The 25,008-nt window shown below is 39.8% G+C and carries 25 protein-coding genes and 1 pseudogene; 23 read left to right on the top strand and 3 right to left on the bottom strand.

The genetic code is table 11. The annotated features are described in order from the left end of the window. Positions 1 to 650: IS110 family transposase (locus ASU35_RS04875; protein ID WP_147525372.1), on the bottom strand; the 650-nt coding region annotated here is incomplete at its 3' end. Between the two features lie 526 nt (positions 651 to 1,176). Here ASU35_RS04875 and ASU35_RS04870 point away from each other — a divergent pair. The 3 genes from ASU35_RS04870 to ltrA all read left to right on the top strand — a co-directional run bounded on the left by ASU35_RS04870 (position 1,177) and on the right by ltrA (position 4,159). Further along, a complete protein-coding gene (locus tag ASU35_RS04870; RefSeq protein ID WP_058351934.1) occupies positions 1,177 to 1,914 on the top strand; it encodes a hypothetical protein in 738 nt (245 codons plus the stop codon). A 17-nt stretch (positions 1,915 to 1,931) separates the two neighbouring features. Next, positions 1,932 to 2,312, top strand: coding sequence for a lipoprotein (locus ASU35_RS04865; RefSeq protein WP_058351933.1), 381 nt, complete (start codon positions 1,932 to 1,934; stop codon positions 2,310 to 2,312). Positions 2,313 to 2,854: 542 nt separating this feature from the next. Continuing rightward, positions 2,855 to 4,159 carry a group II intron reverse transcriptase/maturase gene (gene ltrA / locus ASU35_RS04860; protein ID WP_058351932.1) on the top strand — a complete coding sequence of 435 codons (1,305 nt, stop codon included), beginning with the start codon at positions 2,855 to 2,857 and terminating at the stop codon, positions 4,157 to 4,159. Positions 4,160 to 4,226: 67 nt separating this feature from the next. On the opposite strand, the gene ASU35_RS04855 is transcribed toward ltrA, so the two are convergent. Further along, positions 4,227 to 4,460, bottom strand: a complete 234-nt coding sequence (locus tag ASU35_RS04855; protein WP_058351931.1) for a helix-turn-helix domain-containing protein — start codon at positions 4,458 to 4,460, stop codon at positions 4,227 to 4,229. 587 nt (positions 4,461 to 5,047) lie between these two features. Between ASU35_RS04855 and ASU35_RS04845 the strand changes: the two genes are divergently transcribed. From ASU35_RS04845 to ASU35_RS04820, 6 genes are all read left to right on the top strand, one after another. Beyond that, positions 5,048 to 5,458 (top strand): hypothetical protein, encoded by a 411-nt coding sequence (locus ASU35_RS04845; RefSeq protein WP_058351929.1) that lies wholly within the window; start codon positions 5,048 to 5,050, stop codon positions 5,456 to 5,458. A 128-nt stretch (positions 5,459 to 5,586) separates the two neighbouring features. After that, entirely contained in the window at positions 5,587 to 6,432 is an 846-nt protein-coding gene (locus ASU35_RS04840; RefSeq protein ID WP_058351928.1) for a hypothetical protein, read from the top strand. After that, a complete protein-coding gene (locus ASU35_RS20085) occupies positions 6,432 to 7,262 on the top strand; it encodes a hypothetical protein (RefSeq protein ID WP_242861201.1) in 831 nt (276 codons plus the stop codon). The genes ASU35_RS04840 and ASU35_RS20085 overlap by 1 nt, the downstream gene beginning before the upstream one ends. After that, the gene (locus tag ASU35_RS04830; RefSeq protein ID WP_058351926.1) at positions 7,263 to 7,907 is read left to right on the top strand and encodes an ABC transporter ATP-binding protein; all 645 of its coding nucleotides are present in this window, start codon (positions 7,263 to 7,265) and stop codon (positions 7,905 to 7,907) included. Beyond that, the gene (locus ASU35_RS04825; RefSeq protein ID WP_058351925.1) at positions 7,904 to 8,581 is read left to right on the top strand and encodes a hypothetical protein; all 678 of its coding nucleotides are present in this window, start codon (positions 7,904 to 7,906) and stop codon (positions 8,579 to 8,581) included. Before ASU35_RS04830 ends, ASU35_RS04825 begins: the two co-directional genes overlap by 4 nt. Before the next feature lie 589 nt (positions 8,582 to 9,170). After that, positions 9,171 to 9,401: a hypothetical protein gene (locus ASU35_RS04820; protein ID WP_058351924.1), complete on the top strand. Its 231-nt coding sequence runs from the start codon at positions 9,171 to 9,173 to the stop codon at positions 9,399 to 9,401. On the opposite strand, the pseudogene ASU35_RS04815 reads toward ASU35_RS04820, so the two are convergent. Further along, positions 9,391 to 9,609, bottom strand: a pseudogene (locus ASU35_RS04815) (IS1634 family transposase); the annotation flags it as partial. The gene ASU35_RS04820 and the pseudogene ASU35_RS04815 sit on opposite strands and share 11 nt — an antisense overlap. Before the next feature lie 277 nt (positions 9,610 to 9,886). Here ASU35_RS04815 and ASU35_RS04810 point away from each other — a divergent pair. From ASU35_RS04810 to ilvC, 14 genes are all read left to right on the top strand, one after another. Continuing rightward, positions 9,887 to 10,333, top strand: a complete 447-nt coding sequence (locus ASU35_RS04810) for a hypothetical protein (RefSeq protein WP_058351922.1) — start codon at positions 9,887 to 9,889, stop codon at positions 10,331 to 10,333. A gap of 160 nt (positions 10,334 to 10,493) precedes the next feature. Next, positions 10,494 to 12,047: a S1C family serine protease gene (locus ASU35_RS04805; protein WP_058351921.1), complete on the top strand. Its 1,554-nt coding sequence runs from the start codon at positions 10,494 to 10,496 to the stop codon at positions 12,045 to 12,047. Between the two features lie 222 nt (positions 12,048 to 12,269). Then, complete coding sequence (locus ASU35_RS04800) at positions 12,270 to 12,515, top strand: hypothetical protein (protein ID WP_058351920.1); 246 nt, start codon at positions 12,270 to 12,272, stop codon at positions 12,513 to 12,515. Between the two features lie 46 nt (positions 12,516 to 12,561). Continuing rightward, a complete protein-coding gene (locus ASU35_RS04795) occupies positions 12,562 to 13,581 on the top strand; it encodes a hypothetical protein (RefSeq protein WP_058351919.1) in 1,020 nt (339 codons plus the stop codon). Next, positions 13,568 to 14,626, top strand: coding sequence for a hypothetical protein (locus tag ASU35_RS04790; protein WP_058351918.1), 1,059 nt, complete (start codon positions 13,568 to 13,570; stop codon positions 14,624 to 14,626). Before ASU35_RS04795 ends, ASU35_RS04790 begins: the two co-directional genes overlap by 14 nt. Continuing rightward, positions 14,623 to 15,279 carry an ABC transporter ATP-binding protein gene (locus tag ASU35_RS04785; RefSeq protein WP_058351917.1) on the top strand — a complete coding sequence of 219 codons (657 nt, stop codon included), beginning with the start codon at positions 14,623 to 14,625 and terminating at the stop codon, positions 15,277 to 15,279. The genes ASU35_RS04790 and ASU35_RS04785 overlap by 4 nt, the downstream gene beginning before the upstream one ends. A 206-nt stretch (positions 15,280 to 15,485) precedes the next feature. Next, complete coding sequence (clpX, locus tag ASU35_RS04780; protein ID WP_058351916.1) at positions 15,486 to 16,850, top strand: ATP-dependent Clp protease ATP-binding subunit ClpX; 1,365 nt, start codon at positions 15,486 to 15,488, stop codon at positions 16,848 to 16,850. A gap of 25 nt (positions 16,851 to 16,875) precedes the next feature. Continuing rightward, positions 16,876 to 18,090: an LL-diaminopimelate aminotransferase gene (locus ASU35_RS04775; RefSeq protein ID WP_058351915.1), complete on the top strand. Its 1,215-nt coding sequence runs from the start codon at positions 16,876 to 16,878 to the stop codon at positions 18,088 to 18,090. Positions 18,091 to 18,112: 22 nt separating this feature from the next. Then, positions 18,113 to 20,566: a homocysteine S-methyltransferase family protein gene (locus ASU35_RS04770; protein WP_058351914.1), complete on the top strand. Its 2,454-nt coding sequence runs from the start codon at positions 18,113 to 18,115 to the stop codon at positions 20,564 to 20,566. A gap of 24 nt (positions 20,567 to 20,590) precedes the next feature. Beyond that, positions 20,591 to 21,523 carry a glycosyltransferase family 2 protein gene (locus ASU35_RS04765; protein WP_058351913.1) on the top strand — a complete coding sequence of 311 codons (933 nt, stop codon included), beginning with the start codon at positions 20,591 to 20,593 and terminating at the stop codon, positions 21,521 to 21,523. Further along, positions 21,520 to 22,452: a glycosyltransferase family 2 protein gene (locus tag ASU35_RS04760; RefSeq protein ID WP_058351912.1), complete on the top strand. Its 933-nt coding sequence runs from the start codon at positions 21,520 to 21,522 to the stop codon at positions 22,450 to 22,452. The genes ASU35_RS04765 and ASU35_RS04760 overlap by 4 nt, the downstream gene beginning before the upstream one ends. 12 nt (positions 22,453 to 22,464) lie before the next feature. Further along, the gene (locus ASU35_RS04755; protein ID WP_058351911.1) at positions 22,465 to 23,406 is read left to right on the top strand and encodes an LCP family protein; all 942 of its coding nucleotides are present in this window, start codon (positions 22,465 to 22,467) and stop codon (positions 23,404 to 23,406) included. 59 nt (positions 23,407 to 23,465) lie between these two features. Then, on the top strand, positions 23,466 to 23,972 hold the full coding sequence (gene ilvN, locus ASU35_RS04750) for an acetolactate synthase small subunit (protein ID WP_058351910.1): 507 nt from the start codon (positions 23,466 to 23,468) through the stop codon (positions 23,970 to 23,972). A 25-nt stretch (positions 23,973 to 23,997) separates the two neighbouring features. Next, the gene (gene ilvC / locus ASU35_RS04745; protein WP_058351909.1) at positions 23,998 to 25,008 is read left to right on the top strand and encodes a ketol-acid reductoisomerase; all 1,011 of its coding nucleotides are present in this window, start codon (positions 23,998 to 24,000) and stop codon (positions 25,006 to 25,008) included.

Genomic DNA, 25,008 nt, shown 5'->3' with positions numbered 1-25,008 from the left:
TCTTCCGGCATATCGATAATCTCCTGTGGAGACAAAAATTCCGTCAGGACAGCTGAGGATGTGGCACCATAGAGGCTACCAAAGGGCTTGTCATCACCTTCAGGGAGCTGAAGCTCACTGAACTTCAGATAAAGATTAGAGACCATATAAGTCTTCTCCCTGGTGATGCATTCAGAAAGGTGCATGCGGTGCCGTGTAAGGCGTTTCAGGGCTATGAACTGTCCGTCGCGCCATGGTTCCAGTTTTTTCGTGCGACCTACCCTGCCAAAGTCTGCGATGAGATATGCATCTGTGGGATCGGTCTTTTCCATTCCGAGATAGGACTTCCGGTAATTCGAAGTGGCCTTTGGGTTTACACAGAAGACGTAAGGCTTGTAGGGCATGAGAACCTCGCTGGTCGATAGGAAACTTGAAATATGCACGCTGTATACAGAAGTAGATTCCAGCACGATAAGAATCGTATCCAGGTTTTTATGCTTCTGCATACACTCGGCAATCATATTTACAAGCTTATCGGCACCCGGCTGATTATTGCCAAACGATGATGAGATGTATTTGTTTTCCTCAAAGTCCATAGCATAGACGGCATTGGTCTTTGAGCTTACATCAATACCTACAAACAAGGTGGACAAATAGTTGATCTTTAACATGATATCACCTCCATTCCGATGGGGATTTGTGAAGCCTGAAGCAAAAGGTTTATCCTGTGCTGCATACGGTGACCGAAACCTCGCGCAATGAGCATGCACCCAGTCAGCCTTTCTTGCTGGGGCTAACGGCTGGGGATGAAAATTCTGTGTCAGCGGAATGTGCCGTATGTGCTAGGCTGAATGCTATTGAAGCAGTCTCGGACTAAGCCGGCTGAAAGGAGAAACAGCAGTGCCTTCGGACATCAGACTCTGCCTGATATCATACCATAGGATCTACCTATATTGAAATGAAACTATTGACTGTATAGATGGGAATCGGGATGAGGGGAGTTCCTCTTAGATGTCCTTACCATTTATACCAAAAAAAAGAATAAGTCTGTAAGCGGTTTTTCTTGCTTACAAACTTATTATACGAGGAGTGGTGTTAATGAACTATAAAAATCCTCAGAGGTATAAGAACGGAGATTAAGTTATTTTACGATAGAATTTTTGAATGATGATAATAATAAAATCAAGGAGGAAGAAAATGTTTGGGAAAAGATTATTTGCTACAGGGATAGCGACTATAATGATGGCAGCATTGATGATTGCACCAACTAACAATGTATTTGCACAGGAAAATAAAAATATTGATTTGACTAATAGAGAAAATATTTATTATGATGAATCAGTGGGAGCAAATGTCATAGCATTTACTCTAAATAAAGATGGTAGCGTTAATTACCTTACTAAAACAGAAGCAGATAGTATTACGAAAAATGCCGGAAGTGAAGATATAAATCTTAAAGAAACAAATAGCAACAAGATCAATGATAAAATCATGCTAAGAGATTATAGAAACTGGTATGTATTTAGACAAACGAGCGAACCTACTCTGTATACTGGTTCACTAAAGAAGGTTTCGGCTGATTTAGTCGCACCTAGAGGTGGGGGATCAATTACTAAAAATGTAGGATACACATCAACACATTTTTTCTCAGCGTCAATTGGTTCTCAAGATAAAAAGTCTGCAATACAAGCAGGAGCTACTATAGGTTGGCAATCTTCTGCAAGCACATCGACATCATATACTGTGAACTTAAGGGCAGGAGAAAAGGGATATATAGGATTTTACCCATACTATAATAAGGTAGTAGGCGATTTAGAACTTCATGGTAATTGGGGTGATGGGTTGATTAGTACCGAAAGAGGAGTAGCAGGTTATTCAGTAAAATTAACCAGTGATGGAGAAGCTGATGGTTTATATAAATTCATATATAAATAATAGCAGGTAAAATCAAAATGAAAAAAATAGTTGTTGGAATTCTTTTAATTAGCTCGCTCTTTGCTTTAATGGCTTGCTCACAGAAGGAAGAAAAATTAGTGTATTTGGGGATTGATGCAGAAATACTGTCAAGAAATTATAATGATAAAATACTAACAGTAGTCGGAGTCGAAAGTGGTAAAAAAGTTTTGCAAACTGAGGCAAAAATAAACTGTAAAGATTTAGAAATTGGCAACAAAATATTTAAAACCAAGAATTCAACAGAGTTAGAATATTTAAAATTTGATGATTTAAAAGTAGCTGATAGGATTAAGCTTAATGTCAGTGAAAAGGAATTAAATAAAGAACATGGGGAGTTTCTAAATGTTGAGCAAATAGAGTTGATAGAAAAGAATTAGTTTAAAAGGGGTTACCATATCGGTCGCCCCTTTTTGCTTGTGTGCCGAGCATGGCACTAATTTTACTGGTGAAAGTCCAGTCACGGGTATTTACCGCCAAGTGTAGTGAACCACAAGTCGGTGCCAGTAATGGTATGGATGAAGGAAGTGGTGTAGCAAAGTTCTTGAGCCTACGAACAGAAACTTGATAAGGCGATTAGGTGGGTAAGGTTGCTAGACAAACCGAAGCCCTAATGGTAAACGTAAACCGAAGTTGTAAATCAAGAGGTTGTGGAACGAAAGATTAGTGTCTTACCTCGGGAGACCCTACTCACATACTGAAAGGTATGGTCGAAAAAGGTTTGGAGAGGGAGTCAGATGATGTCATAGTAGGCGAAAGCCGAAGGACAGAAACGATTTATAGTACGAATCGTTATGTTTAAAAGAATACATGAGCCAGAAATCGGGTGGACAGGAAAAGTAGGAGCGTAACCGAGGAATACTGTTTATACCTAGAGGGGTGTTATGTATGAATTTTGAGATAGGTCAGAGGAGTAACAACAATGGGATTGATTGAAGTGATTTTAGCAAAAGAAAATCTGAACAGAGCCTATAAAAAGGTAGTTGCCAATAAAGGTGTAAGTGGGATTGATGGAGTTACTGTAGAAGAACTGGGAGATTATATAAGAGAGAACAGAGAGAAAATCGTTACATCCCTTAGAAACAGAACTTATATACCGAAACCAGTACGAAGAGTATATATTCCAAAAGACAATGGTAAGAAAAGACCACTAGGAATACCAACGGCACTTGACAGGACTATTCAACAGGCAATAGCACAGCCAATATCGGAAATATATGAAGAAATATTCAGTGACTATAGCTATGGTTTCAGACCAGGGAGAAGTTGTCACGATGCCATCAGACAGGCATTGGAGTACTTGAATGATGGATATGAATGGGTATTGGATATAGATATAGAACAGTTTTTCGATAAGGTAAATCACGACAAATTAATTCAGATACTAAGAGAACAAGTAAATGACAGTACCACATTAAATCTGATTCGGAAATATCTGAAAGCAGGGGTAATGGAAAATGGTCTGGAAAAAGCGACTATCACCGGAGTGCCACAGGGCGGACCTCTTTCAGTTGTGTGTTCAAATATCTATTTGAATAAACTGGATAAAGAACTGGAACAAAGGGGACTGCGATTTACAAGGTATGCGGACGATGTGCTGATTTTCACAAAAAGTGAAATGTCAGCCAATCGTGTAATGAAGTCTATAAGTAGCTGGCTAGAACGGAAATTATTCTTGAAAGTGAATGTAACCAAAACAAAGGTAGTCAGACCGACACGAAGTAAATATCTGGGCTTCACGTTTCTGAAAAATGGTGGTGAATGGAAAGTAAAACCTACCACTGAAAAGAAAAAGAAACTCAAGGAGAAGCTGAGTGAATATCTGAAAAGAGGGAAAGCAATCGCCAGACCTCTGGTAGTCACAATCAAGAGAGTAAATGAGATTGTGAGAGGATGGATAAATTACTTTAGAATTGGGTTGATGAAGCAGTTTATAGAAGAGTTTGGACAATGGCTGAGACACAAAATAAGAATTATAGTCATGAAGCAATGGAAGAAACCGAAAACCATCTACAGAAATCTGTGTTATCTAAACTGGAAGAATCGAAATGGATTTAGCCATGAAGATATTTATAAGGTGGCGAATTCAAGACTTGGTTGGTACAGAAGAAGTGGAATGGACGTAGTAAATTTCATTATCAGTAAAGATTTACTTGAAAATAGGATAAAAGATGGAGCAGGTCTGCTCAATCCCTTATCCTATTACTTAGTGAAAGTTGGAATGTAAATTGTAGAGCCGTATACGAGACCCGTACGTACGGTTCAATGGGAGGGGCGAGAAAATTATTCTCCCTCTACCCTATTTTTTCATCAGGTGGAATATACTCCAATAGATCCGAGATGGAACAATTTAGTGTCTTGCATATTCGCACAAGCACTTCCGTATCCAGCCGAGTAATGGAATTATTGATATATCCATTTAGTTGAGAACGTTGAATTTCTGCTTTCTGACAGAATTTGTTTTTACTTAAACCAGACTCTTTGAGTAGTTGCCCTAAGTGAATTTTAATACTTCCGTTTTGGCTCAATTGTGTACCTCCTGTCGAAAAGTGTCATATTAAGTAGACACAAACTGTTTGACTAATTAAGTATACATTAGTTAGAATTAACATATCAGTTATAAAATGTTATAGATAAGAAGTTATACTACAAGAAAGGAAAAGACGATTGAATAAGAGAGCTGCTAAAGATGAAATTAAAAAAATGCTAAAAGAGAGGGAAAAAGTGAAAGTGAAATTAGAGAGGAAATGGAGAAAGCTATTATGGTTGTTTTTTGAACAACGAGACATAAGTGGGATAGCCTGTTTGGATCAGGACGATTGCCAGGCCCAGAAGAATTTGTTGAGTATTTATCAATGCAGATTGTTAGAAGATAGGCAGATTAATAAGTGCATAGTATTTTAAAGCAAGCAGTTTTATCATAAATATGGTAAAGCAACTTTTGTGTCCATTTTCTGCTCAAAATATCCACTTTCTGCAAGAGATATTGTTGTTATGGATTGAATTTGTTAAAATTCATTTATATTAATAGAAGGGGGGATTTATATGATTAGAGATGGATAAAATCTAGTGTGATGGCAACTTTAAACTTGTTTGTGAGATGGAGGAAAACGCAATGAATAAGAAAAAGAAAATTACAACAGTAATTGTCGCAATGGCAATGTTTTGCATGATGTCAATATCTGCTTTGGCGGCTACCAATGTAGTGGTTTCTTTGCCTAAAGATCAGGCATGGACTACCAAAAAGGATGTGACAAGAACAGGAAATTATTCTTATATAGAAGCAAGCTGTGATTCTGTATATCCAACAAGTGGCAATGATAATTTTTCAAAGATACAATCACGTGTTGTAAACTCTTCAGGAACGCTGATAATGAAAAAAGATTATGTGGTTTTGAAAGAAGGCGAAGGATATGAGGAACTTCCTATTAAGGACGGATATTTGTCATTAAAAACGGTATATATCCAGTTCAGAGGGAACACAAGCTCGGCGGCTGAGGCAGTTGTGAATTATAGGGGAAAATAATTGCAGGATAGAGTTTGAAAACATATTTATAGCAAATGGTGAGTGATTATATAACGTAATATTATCGACAATGCTCACCATTTGCTACATCTTGTCTACAAATAATATATTTATAGGAGAATTTTTATATGATATTTAAAACTACAATATCACAAACTGCTTTTATGTTGAAAAAAAAGGAAACCGTTTGTGTATTTTATGTTTTATTTTTTATAGTAATTATCAATTTTATTGGTAATGTGCTATATTTTCAAGACAGAGATATTTTGGAGATGTATCAACCAATGAAATTGCTTTTGTTAAGTTATAATCGTACAAATTGGAATGCAACAAATACACTATTGTTGATACAACTATATCCGCTTTTAGTGGTATGTCCGGCGGGGTTTTCGTTGGCAAGGGAATATCAGATTGGCACAAGGTTTTTTTTGGTTTCCAGATTAGGAAATTTTACATATCTGGTAAGTAAATACTTGTCCGCATTTTTGACAACAATGATTATTTTTACAGTACCTTTTTTATTGGAGATTATTTTGAATTGTCTGTCATTTCCTCTTTCTGCAACGGGTGATTTATCAAATCTGTCAATATATGATAGTGCTTACAGAATTGGTGTAAATCATTACTTTATGAAAAGTATATACCTATATTCCCCTTGTCTTTATGCTGTGATTGGGACGCTTTTTTTTGGAGCTGTATCAGGGTTGTTTGGTGTTTTTACCGTGGCGGTATCTTCAATTAAAAGAGTTAAATATAATATTTTTCTTTTTCTGCCAGTCTTTGTTGCTTTAAATATGTCAACGATATTAGCGAATGGTTTTCCGGAAGAAGCACCTAGTATCAAGTGGTATGATTATGTTCTGCTTTTTAATGATGAATTAAAGAGTATAAGTTTCGGGTTAATAGGTATATTTGGGCTTGTTCTATTTTTGATAGGCGCTATCTGTGTTAGCGGAAGAAAGGATTGTTTGTAATGAAGTATAGGTATCGGCTATTGTTTTTGATAGCGGTAGTAAGTGGTGTATATCTTTCTGTGATGTATATAAATCCACATAATGGGGTAACTTCGCTCTCAGAAATGATTTTACAGCTAAGTGGTTCAAGAGGTAGTTTCGTATTGGGTTTTTCATATTCTGAACTTGCATCTTTTGCAATGCGATTGTTTCCCGAGTTTATTTTTGAATTGTATGCAGGAATTATGTTATATCGTCATTTTTGTACAGCAAGCATTTATATTTTTTCACGTTATCCGCATCGTGTGAGATGGTATATTGGGGAAGTCAGTTATTTAGGAGGGGCAGTATGTATATTTAATATGCTTTTACTGGCAGTAACAATACTTACAACTGCCAGCCGCTACGGATTGCAGATAGACAGTGCAGGAATAGTGTTGATGGCATATCATCTTCTAATCCATTCGTTGTGGATGTATGGAATGACACTTTCAGTAAATTTGCTTGCTATATATTTGGGGAGCAGTACCGCATATGCGTTAGTGATTTCTGTACAGTTGGTTTGTATAGTGTTGTTAAATCTTATGGATTTGATTGTAAAATATTATGATGGTAAGTTATCTTATGGAAATGTTTTAAAATGGAATCCTATTGCCCATCTGGTATTGGGCTGGCATAGCAGTAATATGGTAAGTGCCAATCAAGTTCTAACATCATCTGATATGCAAGTAGATTTGAAGTGTTCCCTAATAATGTTTTTGCTGTTTGGAATAATTATTACATCTACAGGTGCGTTTATTATAAAAGAGTACGATTTATTGGTTTCAGATTTGGAAACGGAGGTAGCATAAGTGGAATTAGTTGCAAAAAACATAAACAAAACGATACGAGAAAAAGCGATACTTTCTAATGTTAGTCTTTGTTTAAAAAGCGGAAACGTATATGGATTTGTCGGAAAAAATGGATCAGGGAAAACAATGTTGTTTCGAGCATTATCGGGGCTAATGAAAATAGATTCTGGTAGCATTGTATGGGAAGAAAAAATTCTTCACAAAGATTTTTCAGTATTGCCGAGTTTGGGAATTATCATAGAAAATGCAGGTTTATATCCTAACTTTACAGGTATACAAAATCTTACATATCTTGCCAACTTGACAAAGAGAATTGGGCAGGAAGAGATAATTCAAGCTATTACCCGTGTTGGATTGAATCCATATGATAAAAGATTATATGGAAAATATTCACTTGGAATGAAACAGCGTCTTGCAATTGCTCAGGCTATTATGGAAAAACCTGATGTAATTATGTTAGATGAGCCTACAAATGCTCTTGATGAAACGGGGGTAGAGGAAATCCGAAAAATCATTTTAGAGGAAAAAGCAAGAGGGGCATTGATTTTGGTGGCAAGTCATAATAAAGAGGATATTCAGGTTTTGTCAGATGAATGGTACAGAGTAGAAAATGGTCAGGTAATAAAGCAGGAGGCGAGTTTATGAGGCAAAAGTTATTATTGTTTTTTACCGTATGTGTATTTTTAGCAGTAATGGCGTTTGGTATTGTGAAAAAACAGACATATACAGATTTGGTGAAAGAAGAAAATTATCTGGCGCAGATTCAGGTTACAGAATTAGCAGAAAGTATTGCAGAGAATGAATGTGATGTCATGTCCCAAAGCTTGCCCAATTCAGCTATTATATTAAGAGTAGAAGTGACTGGAGAAATTGAGCATTTGTTTCAGGTGGACAGGCAGAAGGTAGTAATTAGGGAAGTATATGCAGGTAATGAATTGGAAAAAGGTGAAGAAATATATATTTTTTCTAAACATTGGCAATTAGTTTTAGATGGAAATCCTGACTCGATTGAAAGAGGATTTGTGAATATCATGGAGGTTGGAAAGGAATATTTGGTATTTGGGGAGGCTGTAAGTGAAGATATAGAAACTGGAACCCTAGTAGTTAAATTGTACGACGATTTTTATATTACACCAGTTTTTTGTTATGAAGATCATCAGAATGTGATAATGTCAATATCGGGTGATACAACATATGTTACTTATAAGGATGTAATGAATAATGAGTTTTTTGTTACATCAGAAGAAACATTGCAGATTATAGAAACGCTAAAAAGTCAGATGTTATCTTTATATCCAAGAGATATAATTAATAAATGAGTATGAATAAAAAGTTTTATGTGAAACTCAAGGAGAGATTAGAAAACAGTTTAGTTTTGAAATAAAGTTTCTTATAATGTATAGATTCCAAATAGATATATTTAAGAGATTTTTGATAAAAGGAAAAATAGAAATGTTAAATATAAAGAGATCGGACAACAGATTATATCTGGAGTCCGGTCCTTTTGTTTGCGCGCCATGGGCGCGCTCTAACGGGTGAAAGTCCCGAACACGCCTAGGCAACGAGGAAGTGTATAGCCGAACAGCAAGGGTGTCCATCGTGAGGTGGAATCTGAAGGAAGCTGTCGGCAAATCTCTGGTCTGACGAACAGAAATCACATCAGGCTATAGTTAAGGATAAGGTTGCATAACAAACTAAAGTCCAATAACTACTCGGAATTAACTATGGTAAATGTGGCAGATATATGGAGAGAAAGAAACGTGTGGTACCAAGGGAGGTCTTGCCAGCAAGTGGAAACAGAGTACGAAACTTGTAGTAACAACAAATGGTAAGAAGTCAGCAGAGGTCATAGTACCATTGTGGTTGCAAACATGGTGGAAAGGACTGAACTTTAGGAGATGTGAGTAAATGAAAGTAACCAATGATGGACTTAAGGACAGACAACTTCATATGGAGGACTATCTGCAAATGGTATCTGCGGAACAGAAAGAGTATGCAGAAGTGTCCGACTACTCTAAGATTACTGAAAAGAGCGGTGTCATCACAGACTATTGGACGAACAATCTTTTGGAGCTGATTTTGCGAGAAGAAAACCTTAACAAGGCATACAAACAAGTAAAATCAAACAAGCATCTTTAGCAGCCTTAAGTTCCTGGTTGAGTTTAATAACTTCTTCTTTATAAAATGCGATAGGATCATCAATTCCTTTTGTCTGAAGTTCGTGAACATAGCCAACAGGTTTGTATGCTTTATGAGCTGTATGTCCACGCTCAGGATCATAAAAGCTTGAATGAATCTGAAGATAAGTACCTTTTTTATTATTAGTTTTTTTAAGAAAGTATGCCACAAAAATCACCCTCTTATAGTATAGTAGCATAGCACTATTTATACAACAGATAAAAAGAAATTTTGTCAATTTTTTTTGAATAACAAAAAAGCCAGCAATTATGCTGACTTACTGAAAAATGATATATAATTAACTCTCAAAGAAATATGCTGCTAAATCCTAAAGACGGGAAATAAGAGGGAATTGTCATGAAAAAAGCTTGTACTATCGCAGAATCCGGAGTATAATTAATAAATAATATTTTAATCATCGTTAATAAAAACAAAGGAGAACTGCTATGGGAATTATGTATGAAGAACTGAATGATGAAATAGCCCTCAAGGATTTGGGTAATGTCTGTCTGACAGAAGGCGTATGTGGTGGCTGCGATAAAGAGGAATGTCTGGTAGGATATGCCAAAAAATGCCTGACTAATTGCTTAAAGGATAAAGTAACCTATGTAGAAAATGGTATGGATCAGATTCCTGTCGGAGATACCAAGCTCTACTGCGAGGAGGATATGGCAACAGGGATTGCAAATATATTGAAAATATGCCGTTCCTGTGGAGAGATGCATTTTGCAAATTGTATTATTAACGTGATAAGAAGCTGTTATGAGGTAGCTTTGTTTGGCGAAGAACGGGAGTATATGGGAAGTGCTTTTGCATATCTTTCCAAGCTCCATGAAGAGGGGCAGCGACAGGCAGATTTAGTTGTGGAGGCATTTAATCAAAAGCAGGAATAATAAGAAAAGGAAGGCTTTGCTATTTGCCTTCCTTTTTTTTCACAGGAAAAACATAGATTTATCATAGTTTATTAAGAATACTTTCACAGATTGAACACAAATTATTGTTAGAATAGCACTAGAAACAAAGAAGAGAGAGCAGATGAAAGGAAGGTATCATATGAACGAGAATAATAACAATAATGAACAAAATAACTGGAATCAGGAGCAGAATTATGGAGCGGCAGATTACAGCAGCTGCTACCAGAAGCAGGGACAGACACAGCAGAGTACAGGCCAGGAAAATCAGGGCTGGCATACTGCGGGAGACTCCGACTGGTATACCGCTGGAAGTGCTGACTGGAATCAGGGGAACACCCAGGGACAGACGGGCTATAGCGGTACAGCAGGTGGGGCTGGTACTCAGAGTAAGGAGAAAAAGCAAGGCTTTGGTGTAAAGCTTGTAAAGGTGGCAGCAGTGGCAGCTGTTTTCGGACTGGTAGCTGGCGGTGTATTCCAGGGGGTAGATGTTGCAGTGGACTACTTCCGTGGCGGTGATGAAAGGGTGCAGATGCCGATAACAACAACTACGACTACGACAAGTGGTGCTACAGAGGATGAGACGGATTTAACCCAGCTGATAAAGAACAGCATGCCTTCTATGGTATCTATTACCAGTACAGTAACAGCAAACTACAGCTATTTCGGACAGAAGTTCTCTGAAGACAAGAAGGGAAGTGGATCCGGAATTATCGTTGGAATGAATAATAAGGAGCTTTTAATTGCGACCAATAATCATGTAATTTCAGATGCGAAGACTATCCAGGTAAGCTTTATAGATAACGAGGTAGTAGAAGCAGAAGTAAAGGGAACCGATTCTTCTTCAGACCTGGCAGTAGTTTCTGTACCTCTGGAAAATATGAAGCAGTCTACCCTGCAGTCCATCAAGGTAGCTACTCTGGGTGACTCCGACAGCGTACAGCTGGGAGAAAAAGTAGTAGCGATTGGTAATGCCCTAGGCTATGGCCAGTCTATTACCGTAGGCTATATCAGTGCTACCGACCGTCAGGTCAGTGTAAGCAGTGGCAAATCTTCCAACAGTATGACGCTTTTACAGACGGATGCAGCAATTAATCCTGGAAACAGTGGTGGTGCACTTCTGAATATGAGAGGCGAGGTTATCGGTATCAATTCCGTGAAATACGCAGATACCAGTGTAGAAGGCATGGGCTATGCAATTCCGATTTCCTCTGCCACACCGATTATTAATGAGCTAATGAATTATCAGAAGCTTAGCGAGGATGAAAAGGGGTATTTAGGTATTACCGGTATGGATATTACCGAAGAAAATAACCTCTACAATATGCCAACAGGCGTTTATGTATCTGAGGTAGCAAAGAGTGGAGCTGCAGATAAAGGCGGCATGCAAAAGGGCGATATTATCATTGCAATTAACGGCAATGCAGTTACCAACATGGAGGCTGTTAGGCAGAAGGTGAATAATACCAAGGTTGGCACGGAAATTACGGTTACTGTTAAGAGAAATGAAAACGGTGACTATGCAGAAAAGGAATTAAAGATTATTCTGCAGGGAAAAGATTCCCTAAATTCTCTTACTACAGGGGAGAATGCGCAGAAAAACCAGCAACAGCAGATTCCAAATCAGGAGGACTCTGAGGAAAATCAGTTTGACAATGGACTTTTAGATGATTTTCTGAAGAGATTTGGATATTAAAAAGCAGGACAAAAATAACGCTCATTTTATAGGAGGGATGAGCGTTATTTTTTGTTATAAAAAAGTAAAGAAATAATTAGAAAATTTTCCGAAAACGTCATAAATTTTTGAAAAATTATATGTTATAATGGATTTGGTGGAAGTACAAGAACATATGCTCAAAATTACCATGCAGATGATTATTTTGCAGATGAATATGTAGGGACAGTATCTGTCTATGGAATGGATGTTCTTGAGCAAAATGGATATTGGTATTATCCTACTTATACAAGATTAGTATATAATGTACAGGGAGAAAAAACAACTTTACAAATTAATTCTCAAGGTGAAACAGATAGTCAACAACGAATGGATACAGTTACAGTAAAAGATAAGTGGAATACAGGAGAAAAAACAACCTGTAGCTATTTATTTGGAAAAGCGAAACGAAGTATTCAACCTACCGCACTGTTAGCGGAAGAAAGATAAGATAAACAAGAGAATATCATGTAACATTTTTTTAAGGAGGGAAACCATGTCTTATAAGAAACAGAGTATTCTATGTGCTGTAATAAGTTGCTTTATATTAGCCGCAATGCTTTTTGCCTGCAGTTATTGTATTTTGAGGGGTGTTGCCAGACAGGATACCCCATTTGAGCTATCTCCTAATTTTGTTGTTTTGGAAGTAGCGGAAAGTGGGAGAGTAAAAACGGATCAGGTCCTTGATGCTGATAAAGATCAGGATATTATAGTGCTCTCTGAGTATACAGGACAAAATTATATGGCAATTTATGATCCGGTTTATTATTTTTATAATGAAAAAACGATAGATTTTCTGGGAACAACACGTTATTTTTCAGGAAAGGATTATAGGGAAAAAACTTCTACTGGAATCTATGTTTCCAGTGAGGAAAATCCGATAGATGCTTTTAGCGAAATGGAGAAAGAAGGCACTGAGCTCGTTCATGAGCTTTTGTTTTCAATCAATCCGATGAGTAAATTATATAAGGAAAATACGGAATGTATTGTGAATCAGATGAGCCTGGATGAGTTGGGTGACCGGGTATATATAGACAGTCGGGATACCGGGGCAAGAGACCGGATTAAGGAAGCTCTTTTAAAAGAGGGATATTCTATTACAGATAGCGGTTATACGGGAGTACGGAATGCTTTTATGGATGGTTTGAAAAAAGGAGGGCTTTATACAAAGATAGTTTTACTGCCGGCAGTTTCTCTTTATATCATCTTTTTGTTTACCTGCATTATGTATTTTTTTAATAATAAAGAGATTCTGGATCTGCATAAATTGCATGGAGGAAAAAGGAGCAAAATGTTTCTTCTTTTTTCAAAGCATTTTTTGCTGGTAAATGCAATTGGTTCTCTTTTGGTTATTTTTTTCTATGCCTTTTTGGTAAGAGGAGAAATTTCTTTACAGATTAAGCTTTGGGAATATGGTGTGATATGGCTGTTCCATGTGGGAATTACCGATCTTGGTTACTATTTGGGATTTTTTATCCATTACAGAAGGGGGAGGGAATGGAATGCTGTTAAATAATATAAAACTGACACTAAAGGATCTGTTGAAGGATGGGATCCTGGTTGTGTTTTACATTCTGTTTTTTGGTTGTGTAACCTTTGCTTTAATTTCAGTTACGCAGTCCCTGGTACATGAGATAAAAAACAGACCTTCTGCAGATATTTCCGATTATACCCGCTTTGATACTTATGTGATAGAAAAAGATTTAAAAGATACCGGGAAGCTGATGGATGATTTGTCAGAGGTTTACAGGGACGATGCATTTTCTTACTGTGCTCTTAGTTTGCGGGTAAAAAAGGGAGCGCCGGTGAGAACCTATTTAATGTTTGGAGATCCGGGGCAGGCTTATCCTTTTTTAAAATCGGAACAGGATTTTTATATTGCAGCGGGAAAAGAAGCGATAGAAGCAGAGCAAATTTTTTTAAACGATGAAAGCTATCCGATAGATAAGGAATTGGAAAAGAATTATGTCTATAAAGGAACAGAGGGGCTTGAAGAAAATACGGATGAATTGGCATTTATTATCATAAAGCAGCCGGAGCTATCTGAGTGGATTAGTGAAGAAAATACGGAAGTGATTATGGAAATAATATCCAATACCCATATTTTAAAGAAAGAGAAGGAAAAAATGCAGCAGTTCCTGGATAGCGTTGGTACGGATTTTGTTGAGATAAGAGAACAAAAGCAGGGATATTCAGGAGAAGAGTTTGGTTTTATTTTGGGGCAGATGTATCCGTTTTTGTTGATTTTATTAATTTGCTATTTTTTATGTACTTCTATTATTTTAGATGGTATGATGAAAAAGAGAGCAAAGGAATTTACATTGCACCTGCTTCAGGGAGCCAGATTGTCAGATATTGTTTTTCGACTGGGTTTGTATTATGGGATCATTTTGCTTCTGGCTGATTTCATATGCTTTTTGCTGGGAATTGCTGAAAAAGAAGAACTGTGGATGTATCTGCTCGTGAATGTGACTTTCCTTTTCCTGATTTTGGTTATGATAGTGAAAAAACTGAAAAAGAAGGATTTGAGCGAAAATCTCATAATAGGGGGGATGAAATGAGGCTGGAGCTGAGGAATGTAGGAAAAATATACCATAAGGAAGCAGTAGCCTTACAGGATATTTCTCTGACTCTTTCGCCAGGTGATCGAATGATTTTGAGAGGAGAATCGGGTGCGGGAAAATCAACCTTATTGCGTTTGCTTGGGCTGATTGATCGGGATTTTTCAGGGGAATATTATATTGATGGAAAAAACAGCAGGGATTTTCATATGAGAGAGTTAAGCAAGCTGAGGAATCAGGCCTTTGGATTTATATTTCAAGAATTTGCCCTGATTGAAGACGATACGGTATTTGAAAACGTTAAAATTCCGTTGCTTTATAGTAATAAAAGGAAATGGAGCCATAAAAAAGAGGTCGAGAAGCTTCTTGAAAAGGTTGGCCTGGAAGAATTTATGGATAAAAAGGTGCGGAACCTGTCAGGCGGCCAAAGGCAGCGAGTAGCTGTTGCAAGAGCATTGATAAATCGGCCGGATGTGATCATAGCAGATGAGCCTACGGCTTCTTTGGGAGTTCGGGATGCACAACAGGTTTTGCAGACCTTATATGATTATCTGGACGAAACAAAGATACTTGTAATGGCAACCCATGATTTAAAGGAAATAAAGATGGAAAATAAAAAGCTCCTGCTTGCAGAGGGGAAAATATGTACCTGATTTATTTGCCAGCAGTGACAGAGCAAAGGAAAAAGATAAAAACCAGTGATAGAGAAATCCTACTTTATCACTGGTTTTTTCGTAGTAATTGTGGAAAGCTTCAGAAAAAATTTAGAAAGTGGAACTTGTGCTATAGTAGGATGTAGGGTAAAATAGTAAAAGCAGAATAAATTACAATAGATATAAAAATAGAAAGAGGTACTTACATGGGTGAGGATAAAAAGGAAGAATATGAAGATATATGCTATATCTGCCGCCGGCCGGAAAGCAAGGCTGGAAAGATGACAAAAATTCCCGGAGGCATCTGCATCTGCCAGGAGTGTATGCAGAAAACCTTTGATTCTATGAATAATGGAAATATACCCTATATGGATTTCATGAGTATGAATCCGAATATGATGAGCTTTGCTAATATGAATATGAATCAGGAGATTCCGAAAAATCAGAGGCTGAAAAAGAAGAAGCCAAAGGAAGAAGACAGCGATCCCGTTTTGGATATTCGCAAGGTGCCGTCTCCACATATCATAAAGGAACGGCTGGACGAATATGTCATCGGTCAGGCCTATGCGAAAAAGGTGATTTCAGTTGCTGTATACAACCACTATAAGAGGGTTGCTACTAATACCATGGATGAAATTGAGATTGAAAAGTCTAATATGCTGATGATTGGACCAACCGGAAGTGGCAAGACCTATCTGGTAAAAACACTGGCAAGGCTTTTAGAGGTGCCGCTGGCGATAGCAGATGCGACTTCTCTTACGGAAGCAGGCTATATTGGAGATGATGTGGAAAGTGTCTTATCAAAGCTTCTGATGGCAGCAGATAATGATGTAGAAAAGGCAGAACGGGGCATTGTTTTCATTGATGAAATTGATAAGATTGCAAAGAAAAAAAGTACGACCAGCCGGGATGTCAGCGGTGAATCCGTACAGCAGGGTCTTTTAAAGCTCTTGGAGGGGGCAGATGTAGAGGTGCCTGTGGGAGCAACCAGCAAAAATGCTATGGTTCCTATGACCACGATTAATACAAGAAATATTCTCTTTATTTGCGGGGGAGCTTTCCCAGAGCTGGATAAGGTTATCAAAAAACGGCTGAATAAGACAGCAGGTATTGGTTTTAATGCAGAACTAAAGGATAAATATGATGAAGACCCGGATATTCTGAAAAAAGTAGCTGTTGAGGATTTACGGGAATTTGGTATGATACCGGAATTTTTAGGCCGTTTGCCGGTGATTTTTACCTTAAGTAGTCTTTCTAAGGAAATGCTGATGGAGATTTTAGCAGAGCCAAAGAACGCAATTTTAAAGCAGTATACAAAGCTTCTTGCTTTGGATGAGGTTGACCTTCAGTTTGACAAAGGTGCTATTGAAGCTATTGCAGAAAAGGCGTTGGAGAAAAAAACCGGTGCCAGGGCTCTGCGGGCGATTATTGAAGAATTTATGCTGGATATCATGTATGAGATTCCAAAGGATGATAATATCGGCAGAGTGACGATTACCAGAGAGTACATTGAAGGAAGTGGTGCACCGCGGATTGAGATGCGTGGCATAGCAGCACTTCCTATGAGTTAAAATAGTAAATAAACAGGAGGAAGCTATGTTTAAGATTAACGAAAATTATCTAAAATTACAGGGAAGCTATCTGTTTTCCACGATTGCAAAGAAGGTAGCAGCTTATTCTGCAGCTAATCCGGATAAGGGAATTATCCGTCTGGGGATAGGAGATGTAACTCAGCCACTGGCACCAGCAATTATTGATGCACTGCATGGTGCTGTTGATGAAATGGGAAAGGCTGAGAGCTTTCATGGTTATGCACCGGATTTGGGCTATGAATTTTTGAGAAATGCGATTGCCAAAAATGATTATCAGGATAGGGGTGCTGACATTCAGCCGGATGAGATTTTTGTTAGTGATGGAGCAAAGAGTGATTCCGGTAATATTCAGGAGATTTTCAGCTTGGATAATAAGGTAGCAGTCTGCGACCCGGTATATCCGGTTTATCTTGATGCCAATGTTATGGCAGGCCGTACCGGAGACTTTAATCAGGCCACGGAGAGCTTTGGTAACGTAATCTATATGCCTTGTAGCGAGGCTAATGGTTTTGTTCCGGAGCTTCCGAAGGAGAAGCCGGATATGATTTATCTGTGCTTCCCAAATAATCCGACCGGTTCTGCCATTACGAAGGCACAGCTTAAGGAATGGGTGGATTATGCGAACCGTATCGGGGCTGTAATTATTTACGATGCTGCTTATGAGGCATATATTTCCGAGGAAGATGTACCGCATACCATTTTTGAGTGTGAGGGAGCAAGAACCTGTGCCATTGAGCTTCGCAGCTTTTCCAAGAATGCAGGCTTTACCGGCACCCGCCTCGGTTACACAGTAATTCCAAAGGATTTAAAATGTGGTGACGTAGCCTTACATTCATTGTGGGCAAGACGCCATGGTACAAAATACAACGGAGCTCCTTATATCATTCAGAGAGCCGGTGAGGCTGTTTACTCTGAAGCTGGAAAGCAGCAGCTAAAGGATCAGGTTGGTTATTATATGAACAATGCAAGAATAATCAAGGAAGGGCTTAAGGCTGCTGGCTATACCGTTTACGGCGGTGTCAATGCACCTTATATCTGGCTAAAGACACCAGACAGGATGACCTCCTGGGAATTCTTTGATTATCTGTTAGAGAATGCAAATGTAGTAGGTACACCAGGTTCAGGCTTTGGTCCAAGTGGGGAAGGATACTTCCGCCTGACTGCTTTTGGAAGCTACGAAAATACGATAGCAGCCATTGAACGGATAAAGAAGCTTTAAAAGAAGACCTTTGGAGGGGAAGATGACCAGACAGGAATTTAGAGAACTGATAGAGAAAAAAATTGTGCTTTTAGATGGAGCAACCGGCTCAAATCTCCAGAAGTCTGGGATGCCGGTAGGAGTCTGTCCAGAAAAGTGGATTTTGGAGAATCCCCAGGCCTTAATTGAGCTTCAGAAGGCTTATATTGCTGCAGGAACTGATATTTTATATGCACCAACCTTTACCAGCAACCGGATTAAGCTTAAAGAGTATGGATTGGAGGCAGACATTGCGTCTATTAATAAGGAGCTGGTAGGACTATCAAAGGAGGCTGCATCTTGCTGTGATGGAAGGGTTTATATTGCCGGAGACCTGACAATGACAGGAGAGCAGCTGTATCCGCTTGGGAACCTTACCTTTGAAGAACTGGTAGATGTATACAAGGAGCAGATTTCCTGTTGTGTTGAAGCTGGAGTGGATTTGTTTGTTGTAGAGACAATGATGAGCTTACAGGAGTGCCGGGCAGCTGTTCTGGCAGTAAAGGAATGCTGTGATCTTCCTGTAATGGTAAGTCTTACCTTTAATGAGGATATGCGGACACTGTATGGTACGGACCCGGAGACAGCAGCCGTCGTGATGGAAGCCATGGGGGCAGATGCCGTAGGTGTTAATTGCTCCAATGGACCGGAAAAGCTTTGCGAGGTTGTAAAAAGGATGGCAGACTATGCTGGCATACCGTTACTGGGAAAGCCAAACGCTGGACTTCCAAGACTGGTAAATGGCATGACCCAGTATGACATGGAAGCCGAAGCCTTTGGTGAGGCAGCAGCAGAGCTTGTAGAAGCAGGAGCTTCTATCGTCGGCGGCTGCTGTGGAACGACACCGGAGCATATTGCGTGTCTTGCCACACAGGTTAAGACAAAGAAGCCTGTGCTTCCAAGAAAGAAAAACAAAAGAGTGCTGACAAACGAATGCAGTGTTTTGGATATTGATATTGACGGAAGCTTTTTGGTGATTGGAGAACGAATTAATCCTACCGGGAAGAAGGCCTTGCAGGAGGAGCTAAGGCAGGGGAAACTGGATATGGTGCTTTCTATGGCGGAGGAACAGATGGCGGCTGGTGCTGCGATTCTGGATGTCAATATGGGTATGAATGGAATTGATGAAAAGGAAATGATGGAAAAATGTATTTATGCGTTAACCAGTCATGGAAGTGTACCGCTTTCTATTGATTCCAGTTATCCTGAGGTAATTGAAGCTGCCCTTCGGCTTTATCCGGGACGAGCTTTGATTAATTCTATTTCCATGGAAACAGAAAAAATAAAAAAGCTTCTTCCGATGGCGAAAAAATATGGTGCTATGTTCATTCTTCTGCCTCTTTCGGAAAAAGGTCTTCCAAAATCAGTGGAAGAAAAGAAGCAGATGATTCACGCAATTATGGACAAGGCTCTGGAAATCGGCCTTACAAAAGAGGATATTGTAGTTGATGGACTGGTAAATACCGTGGGTGCCAATAAGCAGGCAAGCTTTGAAGCAATTGATACGATCCGCTATTGTAAGGAGGAGCTTTCTTTAGCTACAGTTTGCGGTTTATCCAATATTTCCTTTGGACTTCCAAAGCGACAGTTTGTAAATGCAGCCTTTTTCTCCTTTGCAAGGCTTTCCGGGCTTACGATGGCGATTGCCAACCCTTCCCAGGCACTGTTTATGAATACGGTGTTGGCGGCAGATTTGCTGTTAAATAAGCCGGGAGCTGCGGACTACTATATTGAAGGAGTAGTAGATATGGAGGCCAGCAATAAGATAGCAGAGTCTGTAGAGCAAAAGGAAGCTGCAAAGACAGAAGGGATTGCTGTTCAGGGTGTAAGCTGTGAACAGGCATACCAGGATGTACTAAAGGGACGCCGGGAGAAAATTATAGAAGATGTAAAGTTTTTGCTGGAGCAGAAGCTTACAGCTTCGGAAATCGTAGATTCGGTACTGATTCCGGCAATTAATGAGACAGGGCGGCTTTTTGACAAGCAGATATATTTTCTGCCGCAGCTGATTGGAAGTGCAGAGACTATGAAAACGGCAATTGACTATTTGGAGCCGTTTTTAGCAGCTGGGGCTTCTACAGAGAAAAAGGCTACGATTATTATGGCAACGGTTGAGGGTGATATCCATGATATAGGCAAGAATCTGGTAGTTTTGATGCTTAAAAACTATGGCTACCGGGTTATTGACCTGGGAAAGGATGTGCCGGCTGAACGGATTATAGAGGCTGCAAAAAAGGAAGATGCAGATGTCATTGGTCTGTCCGCCTTGATGACGACGACAATGATGCAGATGGAAAAGGTAGTAGAGCTGGCAAAGAAAGAGCATATACGGGCTCAGATTATTATCGGCGGAGCTGTGACGACCCAGGAATTTTCCGAGGAAATCCATGCGGATGGTTATTCCCGAGACGCCAAGGATGCAGTAGAGCTGGTAAAACGGCTCTTACACCATGAATAGAGATGTGTGTAGGATGGAGATAAGATGAAAACGCTGGATTTGATTATTCCGGTATACAAGCCGGATGAAAAGTTTCATATTTTGATGGAGCGTATGCTGAAGCAGAAAAAAATACCGGATCATATATTTTTAATGCATACGGCAGTAGAACCCTATACAGAGGAGCTTCGCCGAAGGTATGGAAGCTTTCCGAATATAGTGATAACAGAGCTTACACCGGAGGAGTTTGACCATGGTGGAACGAGAAACCAGGGGGCGTTAATGTCCTTTGCGGACTACATCATGTTTATGACCCAGGATGCAGTGCCAACCGACGCTTTTCTTATCAGGAATATGCTGAAGGCCTTTGAAAAAGAGGATGGAATTGCAGCGGTCTATGGTCGGCAGCTCTGTGGAAGGGAAACCGGAGTAATCGAGAGTTATACCAGACAGTTTAATTATCCGGATGTTTCCAGGGTAAAATCAGAAAAGGATTTAGAAAGCCTGGGGATTAAGACCTACTTCTGCTCAAATGTATGTGCAGCCTATGACCGGGCGGTTTATGAAAAGCAGGGTGGTTTTGTGACAAAGACAATTTTTAATGAAGATATGATTTTTGCTGCGGGACTGATACAGGCAGGCTATAAGATAGCCTATGCAGCAGACTGCCGGGTGAAACATTCCCATCGCTATACTGGCTGGCAGCAGCTTACGAGAAATTTTGATTTGGGTGTATCCCAGCGGCAGTATCGGGAGATTTTTGATGGTGTAAGATCGGAGTCAGAGGGCATCCGTCTGGTAAAGGATACGGCAAAATGGCTGATTTCCCAGGGAAAGGCCTACCTGATTCCAGAGCTTGTATACCAAAGTGGCTGTAAGTATATCGGCTATCGTCTGGGAAAAGCATACGAAAGGCTTCCGCTGGCACTTTGCCGGAGGCTTAGTATGAATAAAAAGTTCTGGAAAGAGAAAGTGTGAAGCAGTTGAATGAAATAACAATAATAATGGCCGCTTATAATGGCGAAGCCTATGTTGAAGAACAGATAAGGTCTATTTTGAATGGTGGATTTAAAGATTTTGTTATTCATGTGTATGATGATGGTTCTACTGACGGTACCCGGGATATTTTAAGGAGGCTGTCTTTAGAATATACGGATAAGGTGTGCTTTTTCGCTAATAAAAAAAATAAAGGCGTTATTCGTAACTTTATGGAGGGGGCTTATATTGCAGACAGTCCTTATGTCATGTTTTGTGACCAGGATGATGTCTGGCTTCCGGACAAGCTTTCCAAAACCCTGCAGAAAATGAAGGAGCTGGAAAGCAGGAAGGGAACAAAGGTGCCTTTAACAGTATTTACCGATGCTAAGGTGGTGGATAAGGAGCTTGAAGAAATTCATCCATCCTTCCACGGCAGCAGCCACCTGGATACGGCGAAAACAGATCTGCCTCATCTTTTAATGGAAAATAAGCTGATTGGTTGTACAATGATGATAAATGCGGCTATGGCAAAAAGGCTTTCTATCGTGCCAGAGGGCTTAAGGATGCATGACTGGTGGATTGGGCTGATATCCGCAGCTCTTGGAGAGATTACCTATCTTCCAGAAGCGACCCTTCTATACCGGCAGCATGAAAAAAATGTGGTAGGAATTAAAAGCTTTGCCAATTATGTAAGCAACAGGCTTTTTGCTCTTGGGAGACAGCGGCTGGCACTTAAGCAGACTGAGGAGCAGGCCGAAGCTTTTTTAGAGATATTTGCTTCTGAGCTTTCCGGAAAAAATAAAACTATCCTGGAAGCCTTTGTGGCAATGAAAACAGCCGGATTTTTAAAAAAACGGTATCTGCTTATAAAATATGGCTTCTGGAAAACAGGACTGCTTCGCAATATAGGTGTATTTCTTTTGATATAGATAGGAGACAGGATGAAACGATTTTTACTGGTACTTAGCTTTTTAATAGCAATCATAGCGGGTGTAGGGGTAGCCCGGGTTCAGTATGAGCTGGACAGTACCCTGAATAAACTGGATAGAAAGTCTGCAATTAATTTGTCGGAGGCAGTAGCAGGAGAAGAAAATCTGACCTCGGACGATAAGATTGTAAATATTTTACTGGTAGGAGCGGATAAGCGGGAAAGCTGGTCTGAGTCAGGACGCTCAGATACCGTGATGATAGCGACATTGGATATGAAGCACAAGCAGCTAAAGCTTACTTCTCTGATGCGGGATATGTGGGTTGAGATACCGGGGCATGGTACCCATAAGTTTAATGCTGCTTATTCCTATGGCGGGGTCTCTCTTTTGTATCAGACGATTGCAGCAAATTTCGGCTTAAAGCTGGATGGTTATGCCGTTGTAGATTTTAAGGCCTTTCAGGAGGTTATTGATGCTATGGATGGTGTAGAAATTGAGCTGACTCAGGCCGAATATGAGTATCTGGTAAAAGCCTATAAACGGCATCCAAAGGTAAAGAATGGACTTAAGCCAGGGAAAAATATTATGAATGGTGCCCAGGCTCTTGCTTATTCCCGGATTCGCCAGGTAGGACGCTCCGACTTTAGGAGAACAGAGAGGCAGCGGACGGTAATCCAGTCCATGTTTACCGATGTAAAGAGTATGTCTATGGGAGAAATTAAAACGTTGGCCGAAAAGATGCTGCCGAATATTGTAACAGATTTGTCGAATGAACAGATTTATTCTTATATGTTTTCGGTACTGATGATGGGGACAACAGAAATCAAGCAGTTTCGTATACCGACAGATGAGGCACATACGCCGGAAACGATAGGGAAGGAAAAGGTGCTGGTACTGAATCTGCCTGGGAATGTAGAGGCAATGAATAAGTTTATTTTTGAGGCAGCAGAATAGCTATTGACAAAACAAACTGATATTGCTACAATAACTTTTAAATTTATGGAGGAATTACGATGAGGAGAATGGTGCTATCAATTCTTGTAGATAATACGGCAGGTGTTCTGAGCCGGGTATCCGGTCTTTTCAGCCGCCGTGGATATAATATTGACAGTCTTACCGTAAGTGAGACAGAGAATCCTGCGTATTCCCGGATGACGGTAGCTGTGACTGGGGATGAGCAGATTTTAGAGCAGATTAGAAAGCAGCTGGCGAAGCTGGAGGATGTCAGGGAAATCAAGGAGCTGGCAGACGGTGAAAGCGTATGCAGAGAGCTGATTTTAGTTAAGGTGCTGGCAGGGCAGAATGAACGCCAGGCTATTATTGCTGTGGCTGATATTTTCCGGGCGAAGATTGTGGATGTAGCTATGGAGTCCATGATGATAGAGCTGACAGGAAACCAGGCAAAGCTGGATGCCTTTATTAAGCTGTTAGACGGCTTTGAAATCAAGGAGCTGGTACGGACTGGTATCACCGGACTTACCAGAGGTGCCGGAGATTTAGCTGACTACATAGATGATTAACAAACAAATTGGAGGATGATTTAAAATGGCAAAAATTTATTATCAGGAAGACTGTAATCTGTCTTTATTAGATGGAAAGACAATTGCGGTAATCGGCTATGGAAGCCAGGGACATGCACATGCACTGAATGCAAAGGAATCCGGTGCCCATGTTATTATTGGTCTTTATGAAGGAAGTAAATCCTGGGCAAAGGCAGAGGCTCAGGGCTTTGAAGTATTTACAGCTGCAGAGGCAGCAAAAAGAGCTGATATTATTATGATTCTTATTAATGATGAGAAACAGGCTAAGATGTATAACGAGTCCATTGCTCCAAATCTGGAGTCAGGCAACACTCTGATGTTTGCTCATGGCTTCGCAATTCATTTTGGACAGATTATTCCTCCGAAGGACATTAACGTTGTTATGATTGCCCCTAAGGGGCCTGGACATACGGTAAGAAGCCAGTATCAGGAGGGTAAGGGTGTTCCTTGCCTTATCGCTGTACATCAGGATGCTACTGGTAATGCCCATGATATCGGACTTGCTTATGCACTGGCCATTGGTGGCGCAAGAGCTGGAGTTCTCCAGACTACCTTCCGTGAGGAGACAGAGACAGATCTTTTTGGTGAGCAGGCAGTTTTATGCGGTGGTGTGTGTGCTCTTATGAAGGCAGGCTTTGAGACCTTAGTTGAGGCAGGCTATGAGCCGGAAAGTGCTTATTTTGAATGTATTCACGAGATGAAGCTTATCGTAGATTTAATATTCCAGAGTGGCTTCCAGGGCATGAGATATTCTATCTCCAATACAGCAGAGTATGGTGATTACATTACCGGACCAAAGATTATTACCGAGGATACCAAGAAGGCTATGAAGCAGGTATTAAAGGATATCCAGGAGGGTGTATTTGCCCGTAACTGGCTGCTAGAGAATCAGGTTGGCTGCCCGAATTTCAACGCAATGAGAAGGAAAGAGGCAGGACATCAGTTAGAAGAGGTTGGTGCAGAGCTTCGTAAGCTTTACAGCTGGAATAATGAAAATAAGCTGATTGATAACTAA

Source organism: Acetivibrio ethanolgignens, from assembly GCF_001461035.1.
Lineage (GTDB): Bacteria > Bacillota > Clostridia > Lachnospirales > Lachnospiraceae > Velocimicrobium > Velocimicrobium ethanolgignens.
This window is presented reverse-complemented; position numbering and strand designations above follow the sequence as displayed.

What these genes read in the sequence shown, in the direction of transcription:
- ASU35_RS04870 (WP_058351934.1), top strand. Translation starts at nt 1,177, where the DNA reads ATGTTTGGGAAAAGATTATTTGCTACAGGGATAGCGACTATAATGATG.
- ASU35_RS04865 (WP_058351933.1), top strand. Translation starts at nt 1,932, where the DNA reads ATGAAAAAAATAGTTGTTGGAATTCTTTTAATTAGCTCGCTCTTTGCT.
- ltrA (WP_058351932.1), top strand. Translation starts at nt 2,855, where the DNA reads ATGGGATTGATTGAAGTGATTTTAGCAAAAGAAAATCTGAACAGAGCC.
- ASU35_RS04845 (WP_058351929.1), top strand. Translation starts at nt 5,048, where the DNA reads ATGAATAAGAAAAAGAAAATTACAACAGTAATTGTCGCAATGGCAATG.
- ASU35_RS04840 (WP_058351928.1), top strand. Translation starts at nt 5,587, where the DNA reads ATGATATTTAAAACTACAATATCACAAACTGCTTTTATGTTGAAAAAA.
- ASU35_RS20085 (WP_242861201.1), top strand. Translation starts at nt 6,432, where the DNA reads ATGAAGTATAGGTATCGGCTATTGTTTTTGATAGCGGTAGTAAGTGGT.
- ASU35_RS04825 (WP_058351925.1), top strand. Translation starts at nt 7,904, where the DNA reads ATGAGGCAAAAGTTATTATTGTTTTTTACCGTATGTGTATTTTTAGCA.
- ASU35_RS04820 (WP_058351924.1), top strand. Translation starts at nt 9,171, where the DNA reads ATGAAAGTAACCAATGATGGACTTAAGGACAGACAACTTCATATGGAG.
- ASU35_RS04810 (WP_058351922.1), top strand. Translation starts at nt 9,887, where the DNA reads ATGGGAATTATGTATGAAGAACTGAATGATGAAATAGCCCTCAAGGAT.
- ASU35_RS04805 (WP_058351921.1), top strand. Translation starts at nt 10,494, where the DNA reads ATGAACGAGAATAATAACAATAATGAACAAAATAACTGGAATCAGGAG.
- ASU35_RS04800 (WP_058351920.1), top strand. Translation starts at nt 12,270, where the DNA reads ATGGATGTTCTTGAGCAAAATGGATATTGGTATTATCCTACTTATACA.
- ASU35_RS04795 (WP_058351919.1), top strand. Translation starts at nt 12,562, where the DNA reads ATGTCTTATAAGAAACAGAGTATTCTATGTGCTGTAATAAGTTGCTTT.
- ASU35_RS04790 (WP_058351918.1), top strand. Translation starts at nt 13,568, where the DNA reads ATGCTGTTAAATAATATAAAACTGACACTAAAGGATCTGTTGAAGGAT.
- ASU35_RS04785 (WP_058351917.1), top strand. Translation starts at nt 14,623, where the DNA reads ATGAGGCTGGAGCTGAGGAATGTAGGAAAAATATACCATAAGGAAGCA.
- clpX (WP_058351916.1), top strand. Translation starts at nt 15,486, where the DNA reads ATGGGTGAGGATAAAAAGGAAGAATATGAAGATATATGCTATATCTGC.
- ASU35_RS04775 (WP_058351915.1), top strand. Translation starts at nt 16,876, where the DNA reads ATGTTTAAGATTAACGAAAATTATCTAAAATTACAGGGAAGCTATCTG.
- ASU35_RS04770 (WP_058351914.1), top strand. Translation starts at nt 18,113, where the DNA reads ATGACCAGACAGGAATTTAGAGAACTGATAGAGAAAAAAATTGTGCTT.
- ASU35_RS04765 (WP_058351913.1), top strand. Translation starts at nt 20,591, where the DNA reads ATGAAAACGCTGGATTTGATTATTCCGGTATACAAGCCGGATGAAAAG.
- ASU35_RS04755 (WP_058351911.1), top strand. Translation starts at nt 22,465, where the DNA reads ATGAAACGATTTTTACTGGTACTTAGCTTTTTAATAGCAATCATAGCG.
- ilvN (WP_058351910.1), top strand. Translation starts at nt 23,466, where the DNA reads ATGAGGAGAATGGTGCTATCAATTCTTGTAGATAATACGGCAGGTGTT.
- ilvC (WP_058351909.1), top strand. Translation starts at nt 23,998, where the DNA reads ATGGCAAAAATTTATTATCAGGAAGACTGTAATCTGTCTTTATTAGAT.